This is a genomic window from Paenibacillus sp. JJ1683, assembly GCF_053006485.1.
This window is the reverse complement of record NZ_CM129820.1, coordinates 265,256-282,729: the sequence shown is the minus strand read 5'-3', so window position 1 is coordinate 282,729 and position 17,474 is coordinate 265,256. Positions and strand designations below refer to the sequence as shown.

Here is a 17,474-nt window from a genome sequence, read left to right as displayed (position 1 = left end):
ATATCGAACAGGCTAACCTGAGCGCCCCTTGCTACAGTCCTTATTTTATCAACCTGAATTTATAAAAAAAATCGCGATCTTTAACTAAAACTTATACGATTTCACACACAAAGGAGCTGACTTCTATGAGCAAAACAGACTTTCTATCTTTCCTTGTCCCTCCATTGCCCTATTTCATAGAGGGAAATTTTACTACATATCAAAAAGGGGACTGGCATCCGAATCGCTATAACTTGGGTTATTTTGACGTAATTATCATTAAAGAAGGACTACTGCACATCGGTGAGGAAGATGAATCGTGGAAGATAACTGAAAATCATGCTCTCATTCTTGAGCCGGACAAGCACCATTTCCCCATAGAGGCATGTACAGAACAAACCTCCTTTTACTGGTTTCATTTTCAAACCAACAGTATGTGGTGTGCCCAATCCTCGCCGAATTTTATTATCCCTAGCACCCCCATTCCTGAACTGCATTTTCACTCAGAACATACCACCATCCATCTACCCAAATATCAGAAATTAATTAATCCCCATGAGCTGTTCTCCAAATTGGACTATTTACTAGCCTCTACTCTAAAAACCCGAAAGCTGGCTCTATGGGAGACTCAACAAACATTTGTGAATATTTTTCAGAGTTTGGAATATGATGAGAATTATAAAAGCAGTTCCTCCAAGTTAGCTGAACAGATCGAAATTTTCTTAAAACAAAACTACAGAAATGCGATTACTAATAAAGACCTGGAGGCGCATTTTCACGTACATCAAAATTATCTTGCTAGATGCATGAAGGCCACCTTTCAGCGTACACCACTTGAGTATTTAATGGACTACCGTCTGGATCAGGGACGCAGTCTTTTGCTGCAAACCGACTGGTCCATCCAACAAATTACGGAGGAAACAGGATTCTCCCAAGCCAGCTATTTTTCAAAGTGCTTCAAGGAAAGATTCGGAATGTCGCCGAAAAACTACAGACAGCAATACTGGAAACCAGCCACCAATTGAATGTTTACGTCTCTTTTACATTTCTTTTACATTTCGATTGTATTCTTTTGATATTGTCGCTTTATACTGAGTCGGTTATATCATTTTCACATCAGAAAAGGGGCATACATATGAAGTCAACTAAACTAGCATTATTAACCATGTTAACAGGGATTCTGGTATCACCAGACCTGATCCATGCGGCAGACACTCAACCATCTGGGTATGCACCACTACGAACACAAGCAGATAAATTGGGGGCAACTATTACATGGGATAGTGATGACCATTCAGTGTTGGTCAAGCTGAAAAATGGCATTGTGGGAACTTTTACAGTCGGTGAGAAGCAATATCGTCTAGCCGGCCAAACCGGAAAAGCAGACCGTGAAATTAAAATAATCAATGGAAATGTATATCTTCCTACAAAAGTGATTACTGCGCTTGAAGCAGAAAATAGCAAATATGCAGATCCTAAAGACGCAGTTCCCACCTATAAAGTGACCCCATCTGTCGAAACAGAAGCCGTGGAGGATGGAGAAGATGCAGCTGATGACCCTGCGATCTGGCTCAATCCGGTTGATCCGGATAAAAGCAGAATTTTAGCTACCAATAAAGGAGGCGGAATTTTAGTCTATGATCTAGATGGCAAGCAACTGCAGAACATCAAAGTCGGAAAAATGAACAACGTGGATCTTCGTTATGGTTTCACATTGGGCGGTAAAAAAATTGATATCGCCGGCGCAACCAATCGTACCAATAACACGATCGATATCTTTGCCATTGACGGTGAATCAGGAACATTAACCAACGTGGTTGATAAACCTATTAAAGCAACCATGAAAGAAGTATATGGATTCAGTTTGTACCATAGCCTCAAGACAGATAAGTTTTACGCGCTCGTTTTGGGCAAAGAGGGCGAATTCGAGCAATATGAGTTGACTGACAACGGAAACGGCAAAATTGCCGGCAAGCTTGTCCGCCAGTTTAAGCTGGCTACGCAATCCGAGGGCATGGTCGCCGATGATGAATATGGTACGCTGTACATTGCTGAAGAGGATTACGCCATTTGGAAATATAGCGCCGAGCCAGACGGTTCATCCAAGCCGCTGCAACGTGTTGATATTGCAGATGGACGCAGACTTCACGATGACATAGAGGGACTCACATTATATTATGGCAAGGACGGCAAGGGGTACCTGATGGCCTCCAGTCAAGGCAACAGCAGCTATGCGATCTATGAACGACAAGGCGACAATGCCTATATTAGCAACTTCACGATCGGCGACAGCCCTACCGTAGATGGTACGTCTGTCACAGACGGTATTGATGTTCTTGGCTATGGATTAGGCAAGAATTTCCCTCATGGTATCTTCGTTGCACAAGATGACGAAAATCTCCAAAACGGCAAGAAGTTAAATCAGAACTTTAAAATGGTACCTTGGGAACGAATTGCTACAGGTGCTCCTACCCCGCTAACGATAGACGATGGCACCAATCCACGTGAATTGGTAAACAGAAGCACGAAGTAATGCCCATCAGGGAAATCGATACAACAACATTCTGACTCGATTCATAGAAAAAACCCGCTCAATGAGCGGGTTTTAACTTTTCATATGAATATGTCCAGTGTGTGAAAAACACAAAACTCTTCGCCTGACTTCTTAGTGGTACTACGCCTTTAGATCCAGTACCAGTACATTTACCGAATTAGCCGGTAATTGTAAGAGGACAGAATCTGTATGAAGTGTGACCTGATGTTCGGTAGGCACTACCTTTTCATCATTTTTCTTATTCACGTTAGGTACATGAACAAGCGAGGAATCGCCGGTTAGTGTAATCAGCTTGGCGCTGGACTCAACATTCAAATCTTGTAGATTCAGCTGCGTTGCCTTATCTACGTTGTCGGCATTTACAAGCTTCACATATACATGTTCAGCATCTCGGGTCACCGAATGAAACACGTCTCTGTTGTAAGCCTCCAGCTTGTAATCCAGCACTTTGCTGGTTGTCTTGCCGTCCGTGTAGGAGCAAATCAGATTGTTGCCCGTTTCTCCCCCATAGTTCACCGTGATGGTGTAGTCGGTATTATCGGCCAGTTCTTCATAGCTGGCTGCTCTCAAGTTGCCCGCAGCTGTACTGGAAGAGTAGTCACCCATGGTATAGCCTTCTATACCTTGCTTGTAAACCTTCACGCCGGTAGCATTGCCGCCATAGCCAATCGCGTATTCGATGACATTCTTTTTCTCAGTGGTAATATCCGTGAGACCTGCGCCCACATAAAAACCGTCCGTGCCGGAAATGCGGGAAGCAACGACCTCTACCTTGTAGTTGTTCCAGCTTTCGTTCAAGATGTACAGGCCGTTCAGACCGCTATCTTGGGCTTTGAGGACAAGCCCCTTACCTTCCTCCACCGTAGATCCCACGGAGCCAGGAATAACTTGCCAGGCTGAATTCAATTCCTTGGTAAAATCTTGATCCAGCAGCACACTGCCGTCCTTATTCGAAGTAACAGTCACACGCTTAACCACAACCTCGGCGTTACCTGTCGCGATCTCAATTCCACCCTGAGGAATGAGGTCGATTGGCTGGCCGTTTTTGTAAGTAGAGAACGAAGTGGCCAATACTTTATTACCCAAATATTGGGCATACATTTGCTGCACATAATAGTTTGGTGTAAACCATACAGTTTCGTCATCGAACCAGATACAATCCGGTGTCCATCTGTACGTTCCGTCCGTCAGGACTTTGTTAAACAGCGGCGCATAGGCAGCCAACCGGACGACATCAGCATTATTTTCGAAGCCCGTCATCACTGCTGCTTCTGCGACTGCGCCTGCCAATGTATTTTTATCTGTTGAGGCATACTCCCCAACAAACACCTTCGACGTTTCTTTCCAGTTGACACTGCCATCAGCGTTATAAGCTCTATAGTAATAATTATAGCGGTCCACATTATTCAACAGATACTCATTAGAACGGTAATAGTGCTCATCGGCAATGGTGTCCATATAGTCTTTTTGCTTCTCATACCAGGTTACAGTTTCTTCCGTCACCTGGTTACCGTCCGCAAAAGCAACCTTGGCAGAGCCCTCCATATTACCGCTCAGGAACTTCCAGCCCTGTTGATAGGCATCGTCGTCTGCTTGAGCGCCAACCGTGGAGATAATGTGCAGCTCATATCCTGGGTAGTTTTTCTCCATGTACTCATCAATCGATGTCTTGAACACTTCAAAGTTGGCGAAGAACTCTGTGCCCCAGTTTTCGTTCCCCACGCCCAGATAACGCAGATCGAACGGTGCTTCATGGCCCATTTTTTTACGCATGGCGGCCCATTCATTGTGTTCAAAATCAACGCTGATCGCAAAGTCGATCAGATCCGTAAAATTCTTGATATAGTATTCTCTTAATGCGCCGCCAGCCGGATGAGCATAATCCGAGCGGGCTTGGCAGAGCACACCGCAGGCCATAACTGGAAGCGGAGCTGCATTGAGGTCTTCTGCCAACTGGAAGTATTCCATATAACCAAGACCCATGGTCATCATATAGCCCCATACATTAAAGTTTTCCTTGCGCAGCTCGATATCCCCAATGGATTCCTTCCAGTCATATACGTTTTCCCATATAAATGATCCTTCGGAAATACATCCCCCTGGAAAACGCAAAAACTTCGGATGCATGCCGACCAGTGCGTTCACCAGATCTTTTCTCAATCGGTAGTTCGGATTACCCTGATAGTTGGCGTGTGCCGATGGGGATTGCTCTTCCTCTCCCGCCCCCCATACATCTTGTGGGAATAAGGAGACCATATCAATGGAAATGTCGCCTTCAAATGTAAGCGCCAGCTGTCCCAGAACCGTAGCTGTACCTGTCAGCACCAGCTTGGAATCGACGCCGTACTTTTTCCACGTGTTGCCACCTTCCACCTGTACGGTTACCGAATCACTGATGGCCTTCTCCTTCGAGTCTTGCAGTTGCAGTGTGATTGTACCCGCAGAATCGGCCTTCGCCCAGATGGTGAACTCATACTTGGCACCTTCTTGGATGGACATGGCACAATTCTGGTTAGAATCGGAAAAGCCTTTGTTTCGAATCGTTGCCCCATCCGCTACTGTTACGTAATAAGAGTTCACATCCTTGTCTTTTGCGCCCAAAAACTCATTTAATCCACCGCTATGTTGTGGAGCCATCTTGTCCGTATCACCAGACCAGGCGAACAATGGATTGCGGTTCCGTCCTGTAGAGCAGCCGCATTCACCAGAAGCATGGGAATACGTATCAAACTCAAAGGATTCGAAGGAGCGATTTTGTACAAGTTCTGCATATATCCCGCCATCTGCCGCGTTATTGATATCTTCGTAGAACAAGCCGTACATCACTTCGCTGACATCCACAACTTCTTTATTCCCATGAATGGTCAGCGTGTATGGAGGCAACTGTTCTGGAAGAACGGATACTTCAAAGCTTTCTTCTATCCTGCTTGAACCTCTGGTCAAGAGAGCCGTAACGGTGACTCCCTGTGCGGAAGTAATCGCCTGAACCTGACCTTGGTCAGAGAGTATGCTAGGCTGGCTGGATTTCCAGGTCACTTCTACTCTTCCACCCATCAGAACCGTTGGCAGAGCTATGTCTTTGGTTATAATTGTCGTCGGAAATGATAAATACTTATCGCGGGCAAGCTTCACGATCTCTTCATCTGTCAATGAATCGCACATGACCTCAATAATTTCATCCGCCGTCAAACCTGCTTTATAAATTCGAAAGTCCGAAACCGAGCCAGCAAAGTCTACATCGGCTGCATGTTGGGAACGACCGATAAAATTGTTACTATAGTTGGTCGTATCTGCAAATGTTTCGAACCATTTGCGCAGCTTAGCATAGTTACCACTGGAGGTTTGGCTAATGGAACCGTCTGCTGCCACTTCACCATTAACATATACCACCGGTCCCGCACTGCTTAATGTACCGCCTTTTGTGCCGATGACAGACAGGGCGATGTGCATCCACTCATCCCTGACAAAGCCTCTTCCTGGGTCTACGGACAAATCTACCTCAGTGAAAAGAGTTCCGCGCAGATTCCGTGTCATAAACATATAAGGCCCAGTATGCGCTTTACCAAAGTCAAAAACACGTTCCCACATATCCGTGAATCTGCCGAAGTTTACCCAAGCCGTCACTGTAACACCGGTGTTATCGCTTACATCTTTAAACAGATCAGAAGGGAGCTGAATATAAGATGTTCCGTTGGGTCCTCCCTCAAGTGCCAAAGCCGCTCTTCCTGTAGCATGGGAGATCGTAGGTACTGCTGTGCCTGAAGCAATCCCGTCATTACCTTGTCCGGAGCTATCCTTGCCGACATTCTCTGCATCATCAAACTTGTACCGCGCAATGATTTGATCTTGGAATTTGGTCATCTTTGTGGCTCCTATACCTATAGTTTATTAATGTAATACCTAATTAGTTAATATAAATGCGTACTATATAGCTATAGTACCTTATCCTGTGTACTTTTTTCAATCCAATAAATCAGATTTATAAAGAAAATGCTTGAACAAACTACAATAAAAAAGCAGTTATCACAGAGAATACTCTGCAACAACTGCTGTTTGGTTTACAAAGCTACCCGTTCAATTTCTGTCCACAATTCGGACAAAAGTTAGCTCCCTCGTTTTTTGTACCACAATTCGGACAAAAATTTGGCCTTTTACCGTCGCCAGAAGGAGTGGGGGCATCGGGTGCAGGCTGAGTCTCAGCCTGAGGCTGCTGACTTGGATTCAAATTTTTCATCATTTCATTGGCTATATTCATGCCCATCATCATACTCGCCATATCCGACGCAGCACCGCCGCCTTTTACATTCCCCGATGCCATACCGTCGGTCATCGTCACTTGTTGGTACTTTTGCAGATTACCGATCATTTCATGAGAAGCCGTCTTCGTAATCATATCTTGGATTTCTTGAGGATAATTGAAGCTCATCACATGAAAGCCTGTAATCGTCATACCGTTGTCCATCACTTGCATATCCAGGTCTTCTTGAATGCCCTTCGAAATATCAGAAGCATTTGCCTGTAGATTAAACATATCCTTGCCTTCTCTGCTGATCCACTTCATCAATAACTGATCCAACACCGAAGTAATGCGTATTTTAACGTCCTCTACAAGATAACTGTCCTTTACCCCGGCAATCTTATCAATAAGCGTAACATAATCGTTTACTTTAAAATTAAACGTACCGTTGGCCCGAATCGGCATCCCGCCTGGCAATTGGGGAGTCGGGATCAAAACCGGATTTTGTGTTCCCCATTTGACCGTAAACTCCTTCGTATTAACGAACAAGACCTCCACCCGCATGCCGCTATTAAAACCGAACTTGAACCCTTTTAATGTCGATAGAAATGGAATAATATCCGAGTCCATGTTATATGACCCTTCATTCTCAAAGATACCCTCGATCTTGCCATTATTGACAAAAATCGCATCCTGACCGGAGCGGATGATTAATTTACTGCCTTTTTTAATTTCACGATTGCTCCACTTCCAAAAGATCATGTCATCCCTAAATTCTTCCCATTCTACTATATTTGCAAATTGATTTCTGAAGAATCCCATGTGCTGTATCCATCCCTTCCGTTAAAATGATCCTCTGCTGCCGCTATGCGAATGACCGCCGCTGGTGGTTCCGCCCCCTCCGCCTGATGAGCTGCTGCTACTGCTCTTTTCAATCTTCCGCTTCGTTGTCGTGGTGTGAGTGTACAGATCTTGATGTGCAAGAACCCCTGAGGTGCTTGCATCCTCGTAGGTCTGCCGATTTACCGTAACCCGACCGCCGGAACTCGAAACCATCTTACCTACAATAATAGACGCCAATCCCAGCGCAATCGCCAAGTGAAGCCAGCCTTTGAAAAATATACTGTCCGGATTCACCCCTGGGCGGATAGCCAAATATTTGTGCGCGCCGAGAATATACTTTTGAAATGCAAGTCCATAGTTGCCATTCGTCAGATCCGGGGTAATTTCATGGCGGATTTTAGTAAGCCTGTCGTCATCCAGATACCGTTCTGCCTTATAAAATCCGGCCAAGTACACCTCTCTATTCCTCATATCCATCGTTAAAATGACTGCATTTCCATGAGCCCTGTCATAACCCGGACCATGATCATCATAAAAATCCTGTGTCATTTTCATAACATCCATATTGTCAGGATTGTTGGTCGTATAAATAATAATGTCTGTCTCTCTTTCAGCTCCGTATTGATTAGCCATAGAGTTCAACACATCATACTCTTCCTGATTAAGTAGACTCGCCTCGTCAAAAATCAATGGCTTCATCTCTGTCGTTGCTACTTCGCCCTTCATTTCCATAGGAACCGCTAGAAAAACAGCAAAGAACAACAAAACAGCCACAATGGCTCTATATTTTTTCAATAGAATCCTCCCCCCATTATTAGCCAAGTTATGAACCTTAATGAAAAGAGAGTTATGCCGAAAATGCCTGCAAACCAAGCTGTCACTTTGAACTTGCTAATCGGAGGCTTACCAACTACTTTGCCCGTCTGACCGTTCATCGCAAACGTATGCTCCAATTGATTGTAGTCATAGTGGATGACCCATACTGGGAGCAGGACATAATCCGCTTGTTTTAATGTAGTATCAATTTGCTTTTCCGTGTAACTCACAGACGTATACTCTGACACCGTGGACTGAATATAAGCATCAATATATTCCTTCACTTTGTCTTTCACGCGCGGGAAAAGCTCCTCTTCGTTATAACTATACTTTTCCGCAATATATCCTGCTAGATATGGCGTTTTAAAAGGTTTGAGCTGATCATAAGGAAAAGGCTCCAATTTATCCATCAGCTCGTCATTCATTTTCTCCGCAGCATCAATCGGAACCTTCACGTAATTCAAACGGATTTTCCGATATACATCAAAATGCTTCGTTTCTGTATATTCGTAATCTCCGCTCGTATAGGTTCTCACTTGGTTACCTTCACCTTGAACCTCAATTTGATTATGTAATTCATATAACCAGAAGGGGACATACATACCGGTTATTCCCTTGATTCGGTCGGCTATCATAAATCGGTTCGGTGTCAGACGGCCATTCTTGCACCATTTTTTGAACGCAGCTATGGCTTCTTCCTTGCTGATCGAAAAAGGAATAACCTGCGCCGGAGCCAGCTTCCCGGTCAGTCGATCACCCAGTACCACGGCAGAACCACAAAAGCTGCACACCGTTGCACTCGTCTCCACTTCGGTCATAATTACTGCTCCACAGTTATTACAATGATACTCATGGGCCTCATCTTCTGAAAAAACACGATTGGTCAGAGGATCAGGAATCGTATCGATGTTGTCCTCTCTTCCGCAGCTATGGCAAGATAACATTCCTGTCTCACTGTCAAAGACCATACCGCTGCCGCAGTTGGGGCATTTGTATTCGATAACCGGCATCTGCTCACCTCTTCATGTAGAAACTATTATGATTCTTTGGAATTGATTTTCTGCTTGATTGCAGCCAGCTCATCTTCTGCATTGGTACTCTTCTCATATTGCGTGAATAACGCATCCAGGTCGTCCTTCGTCTCTCCCCGGAGCTCAGCTATCGCCATCGCTTCATCATATGCCTTGTTTGCCTTCTCTTCCAAGGCCTCAAAGCCAGAATCATGGTCGCCCATAGCATTCAAGGTTTGCTGTACTTTGGCGATCGCCAGCTTCCCTTTAAGTTCGGCACGCCGCACTTCCAGACGCCCTATATCGGACACCAATTTCTCCTGCATTTGTTTCATATGTACGGCGTTTGCCGAAGCTAAGTCATAAGAGGTCTGTAACGATTCCAGTTTCTCTGCCTGCAAGATTTTACGTTCCAGAAACTTTCGAGCCTCATCTTCATTGCCAGCTTCCACAGACTTACTTGCATAATGCTGGAGCTTTTTGATCTCAGCTCTACATTCATCCAGTGCTCTTTTCGCTCTTTTCTCATCAGCTAGTACCGAGGCTGTTTCCGCTTTCACCTTGCCCAGATCACTGTTCAAGTTCCGCATATAATCATCAATGGTCTTCTCCGGATCGCTCGCCTTATCCAATAAGGCGCTGATATTCACCTTCATAATATCCTTAAACCTTGACAAAATACCCATAATGACCTCCTTCGAAAAGACTGCATTCCCCCATATCATACATCAAATCCGGTTAAAAATGTTCATCATTCATCATAGCTATACTCAGGCCTATCGCATCCTTTCCGCTATTACTAAAAAGCAAAGGGTTCAAAAACCCTCTACAGATTTTTGAACCCTTCGAATTCATTGTTGTAGATTACAGTTCTTCATAGGAATTGGGGTCCTGGTCCCATAGCCGTCCATCTTCCCTGCTAAGCGCTGAAATCACGTTCATTTCCTCTGGTGACAACTCAAAATCAAAAATGTCCAGATTTTCCGTCTGATGTTTTACAGAAGAAGCCTTAGGAATTGGGATCGCTCCCAGTTGAATATGCCAACGTAAAATCACTTGTGTCGCGGTTTTGCCATGAGCAGCAGCAATATTCCCAATCTCTTCGTTTTCCATCATGCTGTGACCGCGACCCAAAGGGCTCCACGATTCCGTCACAATGCCCTGTTCAGCATCTTTTGTACGCTGATGCTCCTGGTTAAACAATGGATGCAATTCAACCTGATTGATGCTCGGTGCGATACCTGTTTCCCGAATCAAACGTTCATTATGCTCAGGCAGAAAATTGCAGACCCCGATGGAACGAATATAGCCCCGCTTCTTCGCCTCAATCAACGCCTGCCAGGCTTCAACATAACGATCAATTTGGGGATTCGGCCAATGGATCAAATACAGATCATAATAGTCCAAACCGCCTCTATATAATGACTCTTCAATCGTGACAATAGCTTCCTGATACGCATGTCGACGACCTGGAAGTTTGGAGCAAATCAATAATTCTTCTCTCGGTATAGAACTCTGCTGGACAGCTTTCCCGACAGCGCCTTCATTTTCATAGTTAAAAGCTGTGTCAATTAGACGGTAACCGGCATCAATCGCGGCGGCTATCACTTTTACTCCATCTGCACCCTTCAATCCAGCAGTTCCAAATCCAATAACAGGCACCTTAGTGCCATCATTCAATACCTTCTCCGGAATTTGATGGTTCATATTAACAGCCTCCTCTCCTATTCCCTTATACCATAACACCTCTTCAATATTCAGACAAAATGCAGCGAACCACTCAGTTCCCATATACTTATTACCCACTTGCTCGTGACTTCCCTATTAAATTCTCAGTGTGCTACATCAAAAAGTGCCTGATCCCCGTTGAAATCATACTTGAAGTCAAGGGGTCAGGCACTTCTATACTACTACCAAATCATATATTTCACTTCATGCTTGACTGCTTGGCTGTCCAACATAAAGCTGAAAAGTACATGTACTGTACTTTTTATTTTAGACCTTCCCATACCCAGTTCTCTACCTCTGGCAAGTCAATGCCTTCTTCACGAATGAATTGATGATGTTTCTTAACCATTGCATCCATTTCATCCGCAATATTCGCGTACTTTCCAGCGTCAGGTAAGTTTAGAACAGCTTCTTTCACCAAGTCAAAACGATCCATTTGATTCAATACACGCATATCAAATGGTGTTGTAATATCGCCATTTTCACGGTAACCATGTACATGCAGGTTATGGTTGTGACGATCAAAGAACAGGTCTTTGATCAGACCCTCGTAACCATGGAAAGCGAATACGACTGGCTTGTCTTTTGTGAAAAATTGATCAAACTCAGCGTCAGATAATCCACGAGGATCTAACTTTTGGCTTCTCAACTTCAGTAAGTCTACTACGTTGATGTAGCGAATCTTCAAGTCAAGCAGTTTTTTATGCAAGATCGAGATTGCAGCTAAGCTTTCAATCGTTGGCTCTGTACCAGCAGAAGCGATGACAATATCAGGCTCTCCACCTTGATCTGTACTTGCCCAGTCAATAATCTTCAATCCTTTGTCTACCAATTCTTTCGCTTCATCAGCAGAGAACCATTGTGGACGTGGGTGTTTGGACGAAACAACCAGATTGATCTTTTGACGGTCATTTAAAATGGTGTCAAAAACAGCTAGCAGAGAGTTGGCGTCAGCTGGCAGATACTCACGAATAAATTCTGGTTTCTTATCAGCCAAATGACCTAACAAACCTGGATCTTGGTGTGTATACCCGTTATGATCCTGTTGGAAGACCGTTGAAGTTGCTACAACATTCAATGATGGGATATCTGCACGCCATCCTTGATCCGTTGCTTTACGCAGCCATTTGAAGTGTTGAGTGATCATCGAGTCAACCACACGCAGGAAGGCTTCGTAACTTGCAAAGAAACCATGACGACCCGTTAACACATAACCTTCCAGCAATCCTTCAGCTTGGTGCTCGGATAATTGGGAATCAATGACACGACCATACGAAGACAAGAATTCATCATTAGGCTCAATAATTTGATCCATCCATTGGCGTTTGGTTACTTCAAAAACAGGTGCCAAGCGATTAGACATCGTTTCATCAGGACCGAAGATTCTGAAATTACGATTCTCTTCATTTAAAACAACCACATCTTTAACGTATTTACCTAACACAGACATATCTTGCGCAATCACTTTACCAGGCGTGGAGTTATCCAACGCATAGTTACGGAAATCAGGCAATTTCAAGTTTTTAATAAGGTTACCTGCATTCGCAACAGGATTCATTCCCATTCGTTTATCGCCAGTAGGCAAAATTTTAGCAATCTCTGCTTTTAACCGACCGTTTTCGTCAAACAATTCCTCTGGTCTATAGCTATTCAGCCATTCTAATAAAGCAGGCGCGTGCTGCATATTTTTTTGATCGACCGGAATTGGAACCTGATGGGCACGGAACGAATTTGTATTCGGCACGCCGTCCCATTCCTTTGGACCTGTCCAGCCTTTAGGGGAACGGAAGATAAGCACTGGCCACGCCGGACGAGTAAGGTCATTATTTTCACGCGCATTCTTTTGAATAGCTTCAATTTTTTCGATGGCAGTATCCAATACTTTCGCCATTTCTGGATGCATGTGGTTAGGATCTTCACCTTCAACAAAGAATGGTTCCCAACCCAAACCTTTAAAGAACGAGGTTAACTCTTCTTTTGATTGGCGAGACATAATCGTTGGGTTACTAATTTTGAAGCCATTTAAATGTAAGATCGGCAGCACTGCGCCATCCGTGATTGGATTGATAAATCGGTTAGAGAACCACGAAGCGGCCAATGGACCCGTTTCAGCTTCACCATCCCCAATAACAACAGCCGAGATCAGATTCGGATTATCTAAAATAGCACCTACACCATGAGAAAGGGAATAGCCCAGCTCCCCGCCTTCATGGATAGATCCAGGGGTTTCAGGCGCAGCATGTGAAGCAATACCGCCAGGGAATGAAAATTGTTTGAACAGTTTCTTCATACCTGGGATATCCTGCGTGATTTGCGGATAAATTTCGGTGTAGCTTCCATCAAGATATGAATTTGAAACCATCACTTGGCCGCCGTGACCAGGGCCTTCAATGTAAAGCATGTTCAAATCATATTTATTAATAACACGATTAAGATGAGCATAAATAAAGTTTTGGCCTGGAATCGTGCCCCAGTGTCCAATAGGCTTGACCTTTACATCCGAATCTTTCAAAGGTTCTCTCAACAAAGGATTGTCTTTTAAATAAAGCTGACCTACTGAAATGTAGTTCGTTGCACGCCAGTATGCATCAAGTTTTTCCAAATATGTTTTAGACGAGTAATCTTCTAACACGGGTGATAAAGCCATGGTGTCCACTCCCTAGTAATTTTTGTTTGTAATTTATTTCCGGAAATTTCATCTACATGTACATCATAACGCTACACTGAATTAATTCAACCTTTTTCATAAGTGATACGGTCCAATTTTGTGAAATTTTGAACATACTATGAAATATAAATTAAAAAGACAGTAAAAAAGCTCTTACATTAAAATATATAGAAGGATAAACCAATAAAATTTGTGATAAATGAAGAGTTTGCAGACTCTAATCCTTTTGCGAAACTATAAAAAAAAGACCGGAGAATTCTCCAGTCTTTTCATTAGTGTACCGATACAAAGGTATTAAATTTCAAATATTTGTAGTGAAATCGCATATGCGAAAATTCAAATGGGGTACCGTTATCCAAAAAGAAAACACCCTCCATAATGCCTACGGGTTCATTTTCTTTCAATTGCAGTAGCTTTTGATCATTCTCTTCAGACGGTTCTGCAAAAATAGATAAAAAGGATTTGGTGACGGCCAGGTTCCGCGAGTCCTCCAAATAATTAAAAATGGAACCCTCAATAATGGTCTGATTTAAATCCTGGACAATTTTAATGGGGATATAGCCCGTTTCGATCATAAATGGATCATCATCAAACAGACGTAACCGAACGATTTTATAAACAAAATCATGAGTGTCCAAGAACAAATCGCGCTGTAGTTCTTCTGTCGGTGGAATGACCTCAAAACTCAATACTTTGATTTTTGGCTTTTTGCCATGCATTTGAAAATTATCAGTAACTCCTAGATTAGAGCCCTCGTAGTTAAAGATAGATTCATTTCTTATGTATAAGGGATTAATAAATGTCCCGGAACCTTGTTTTTTGAAAATAATTCCGACACTCTCCATTTTAGTCAGAGCACGTTTAATGGAACTACGACTAACCTGGTAAGTCTCACTAAGACTACGTTCATCTGGCAATCTCATATCTGCAAACTTTCCAGCGAAAATTTTCATTTTAAGATCGTCAATAATTTGCTTATAGACAAATTGTGTCATATAGTACTCCTCTTTCAGGTCTTCTATAACTCCATATAGTTTACCATAAACATGCCCATTTCATCTCATGTTTGTTTGTGTCCCTTCTACTTTACATCCTTATGCATAATGCTACCATGACATATACATCACACCACTGAAACATATCTGCAAATCAGCAAAAAATACAGCACTTCCACATTAACATCCGCATAGGACCAAGCCTGTTTCGAACTTTGTGGGTTGTTTGACTAGACCAGGCTAAAATCCTTGAATACATTGTTATTATTTATCTCGTTCAAAGGTTCTCTAATTAGAATGGTGGGGGGGAGATCACATTGGCTATCCGCTACAGCGTCATCATTCCAACCTATAATCGCGCCCAGCAGCTGTTGCTCACACTCGCTTCATTTGAATCACAAACCTACCCGAAGCAACTATTCGAAGTCATTGTAGCTGATGATGGTTCTACAGACGGAACGAAAGAAATGGTCGAAGGCTTCAAAGCATCCTATCCTCTTATCTATGTGTCACACCCTGAACAACGCGGTCGATCTGCCGTTCGAAATTTGGGACTGCGCCGAGCAAAAGGGCTATACATCATTTTCTGTGACGCTGACTTTTTGGTGCTACCTCATTTCATTAAAACCGTGAGCCGTTATCACCGCAAGTATCCCAAATCTGTGCTTTCAGGCATTCCGCACTCGTGGGACGATGCATTTACCCACTATCACCCTGATTTTTCTGTGGAAGAAAAAGAACATTGTCGGAGCATACTTACACAATCCGGCTTATGGAATCCTGACTTTGAAACAGCGAATGAAATTACCCCGGTCATAACGCCAGAAGATATCCTTCATCAAACGGGCGCACTGTCTAAAGTCGTTAGTCCCACAAGGGTTCCTCCCAATACGCAGAAACAATTTGCCTCAACGGACGTAGCTCCCTGGATGATGCTAGTAACTCGTTGTGTGGCCATCAGACGCAACCACTTAATTCGTATTGGAGGTTTCAATGAACGGTTTGTGCTGTACGGACTCGAAGACTGGGATCTTGGCTATAGACTGCATCGCTTAAAAATCCCTTTTTATTGCATCAAAGAGGTGGTCGGGTATCATCAGGAGCATCCAACCCATCTTAGAGGTAACGTTTTAAATACGGAAAATTTAAGAATCATGTATGAAACTTACGGGTTCAATGACTCCTCGTTAAATTTATTTGCTCTGATTCCTCCATCCGAGGATTTTGAGACCTACAAAAATACGCTACGAGTATTGCGCAGGGGGCTCCGTTCCAGGTTAACACGTCCATCAGCTATGTTGTTGAGAAGGACACTACGCATTGCTGCCAAGCAGTTTTATTATCACAACAACACCCCAGCATACCAACAATCATTACGAGCGATACAAAGGAAAGCTGAGAACCGGAAAAGCCGAGTCGCTCATGTGTTACGAGAAATGTTAGTAAAGTCTGAAAAGCTGGTGTAATAACAAGAGGGTGGAAGGTCATGAGATATATACCTGGAAGCAGGTTCTGTCTTGGATAGATAATGTCGTATATTAGATTAGTCAAATCATAAATATAGGTTAATTGCGGAAGATTTCATTTTCAGGAGGTAATTCATCGAATGAAAAATCCACAATCGAATGAGATTGTGGATATATGTGACTTTATCTGGATGCAAAACAGCAGCTATTTCGTTTACTTTTGTTTATCTGTTAATGTTCTCACTTCAATAGTATGCAGGTTTGCCTCGATCTGAGCCCGCTGCGGTTCATACCACTCTGGTAGCATTAATTTCTGCCCCAAAGATTCCGCAGGTTCATCGTTAGCAAATCCCGGTGGATCTGTAGCAATTTCAAATAGTATGCCGCCCGCTTCTCTGAAATATATTGCATTAAAATATTGGCGGTCGATGATTGGGGTCGGCTGATAGCCATAATGCTGGACTGTGCTTCTCCACTCTTCATGTTGCTCGAAATCTTTTGCGCGCCATGCAATGTGATGTACCGTGCCTGCTCCACCAAAGCCTAAGCCCATTTTCGCAAGCGGAACATCCACGATATTACCGATTTCTCCTGCAGATTGATAACGAGCATATTCGGCGTCTTCGTCGATTTTCGTAAATCCGAGTATGCTCTCCAATGCATCCATCGTTTTCTGTGGATTGACGCTAAATAGTACGGCGCCTCCGAACCCTTTAATGGCGTTATCAGCCGAAATGCCATCGTAAGACCAAGTACTGTTCGCTCCTTCTGCACGTTCAACAAGCTCAAGACGTAGGCCCTCATTATCCTCGAATTGAAGATATTGTTCATTAAAACGGCTTGTTTTCGTAACTTCAATCCCAAAGCTTTGCAAACGGTGCTGCCAAAAATCAAGTGAACCTGGCGGTACCACATACGAGGTTATGCCCACCTGACCGCCTCCGACTCGCCCTTTGGGAGTTCCTGGTGCCGGGAAAAAAGTAATGATCGTTCCAGGACTTCCTGCCTCGTTACCAAAATACAAGTGGTAAACCTCAGGAGCATCGAAGTTGATCGTTTTCTTCACTAACCGAAGTCCAAGAATACCTGCATAGAAATCGACATTTGCCTGCGGATTACCAGCAAAAGCTGTAATATGATGAATACCTGCAGTTTGAAGTGACATATAAAATCCTCCT

The 17,474-nt window shown here is 43.6% G+C and carries 12 protein-coding genes; 3 read left to right on the top strand and 9 right to left on the bottom strand.

The window, feature by feature from the left end; all coding sequences use genetic code 11:
* Nucleotides 1–125: 125 nt before the first annotated feature.
* Nucleotides 126–1,004, top strand: coding sequence for a helix-turn-helix transcriptional regulator (locus tag ACUC6J_RS01210; protein ID WP_016820150.1), 879 nt, complete (start codon nucleotides 126–128; stop codon nucleotides 1,002–1,004).
* A gap of 110 nt (nucleotides 1,005–1,114) precedes the next feature.
* Nucleotides 1,115–2,512 carry a phytase gene (locus ACUC6J_RS01205; RefSeq protein ID WP_025363717.1) on the top strand — a complete coding sequence of 466 codons (1,398 nt, stop codon included), beginning with the start codon at nucleotides 1,115–1,117 and terminating at the stop codon, nucleotides 2,510–2,512.
* 141 nt (nucleotides 2,513–2,653) lie between these two features.
* On the opposite strand, the gene ACUC6J_RS01200 is transcribed toward ACUC6J_RS01205, so the two are convergent.
* The 8 genes from ACUC6J_RS01200 to ACUC6J_RS01165 form a co-directional block, all read right to left on the bottom strand.
* The gene (locus ACUC6J_RS01200) at nucleotides 2,654–6,394 is read right to left on the bottom strand and encodes an alpha-L-arabinofuranosidase C-terminal domain-containing protein (RefSeq protein ID WP_447249618.1); all 3,741 of its coding nucleotides are present in this window, start codon (nucleotides 6,392–6,394) and stop codon (nucleotides 2,654–2,656) included.
* A gap of 205 nt (nucleotides 6,395–6,599) precedes the next feature.
* Nucleotides 6,600–7,592: an SPFH domain-containing protein gene (locus ACUC6J_RS01195; protein WP_330721338.1), complete on the bottom strand. Its 993-nt coding sequence runs from the start codon at nucleotides 7,590–7,592 to the stop codon at nucleotides 6,600–6,602.
* A 21-nt stretch (nucleotides 7,593–7,613) separates the two neighbouring features.
* Complete coding sequence (locus ACUC6J_RS01190; RefSeq protein ID WP_330721337.1) at nucleotides 7,614–8,408, bottom strand: TPM domain-containing protein; 795 nt, start codon at nucleotides 8,406–8,408, stop codon at nucleotides 7,614–7,616.
* A complete protein-coding gene (locus ACUC6J_RS01185) occupies nucleotides 8,405–9,439 on the bottom strand; it encodes a TFIIB-type zinc ribbon-containing protein (protein WP_107734419.1) in 1,035 nt (344 codons plus the stop codon). Before ACUC6J_RS01185 ends, ACUC6J_RS01190 begins: the two co-directional genes overlap by 4 nt.
* A 26-nt stretch (nucleotides 9,440–9,465) precedes the next feature.
* Nucleotides 9,466–10,125: a PspA/IM30 family protein gene (locus ACUC6J_RS01180; protein WP_031462608.1), complete on the bottom strand. Its 660-nt coding sequence runs from the start codon at nucleotides 10,123–10,125 to the stop codon at nucleotides 9,466–9,468.
* 178 nt (nucleotides 10,126–10,303) lie between these two features.
* Entirely contained in the window at nucleotides 10,304–11,146 is an 843-nt protein-coding gene (locus ACUC6J_RS01175; RefSeq protein WP_016820143.1) for an aldo/keto reductase, read from the bottom strand.
* Between the two features lie 283 nt (nucleotides 11,147–11,429).
* Nucleotides 11,430–13,814 carry a phosphoketolase family protein gene (locus ACUC6J_RS01170; RefSeq protein WP_447249617.1) on the bottom strand — a complete coding sequence of 795 codons (2,385 nt, stop codon included), beginning with the start codon at nucleotides 13,812–13,814 and terminating at the stop codon, nucleotides 11,430–11,432.
* A gap of 293 nt (nucleotides 13,815–14,107) precedes the next feature.
* Nucleotides 14,108–14,830, bottom strand: coding sequence for a GntR family transcriptional regulator (locus ACUC6J_RS01165; protein WP_016820141.1), 723 nt, complete (start codon nucleotides 14,828–14,830; stop codon nucleotides 14,108–14,110).
* A 317-nt stretch (nucleotides 14,831–15,147) separates the two neighbouring features.
* Here ACUC6J_RS01165 and ACUC6J_RS01160 point away from each other — a divergent pair, with 317 nt between their 5' ends.
* Nucleotides 15,148–16,296 carry a glycosyltransferase gene (locus ACUC6J_RS01160; RefSeq protein WP_447249616.1) on the top strand — a complete coding sequence of 383 codons (1,149 nt, stop codon included), beginning with the start codon at nucleotides 15,148–15,150 and terminating at the stop codon, nucleotides 16,294–16,296.
* Nucleotides 16,297–16,510: 214 nt separating this feature from the next.
* On the opposite strand, the gene ACUC6J_RS01155 is transcribed toward ACUC6J_RS01160, so the two are convergent.
* Complete coding sequence (locus tag ACUC6J_RS01155) at nucleotides 16,511–17,461, bottom strand: ring-cleaving dioxygenase (RefSeq protein ID WP_447249615.1); 951 nt, start codon at nucleotides 17,459–17,461, stop codon at nucleotides 16,511–16,513.
* Nucleotides 17,462–17,474: the final 13 nt, after the last annotated feature.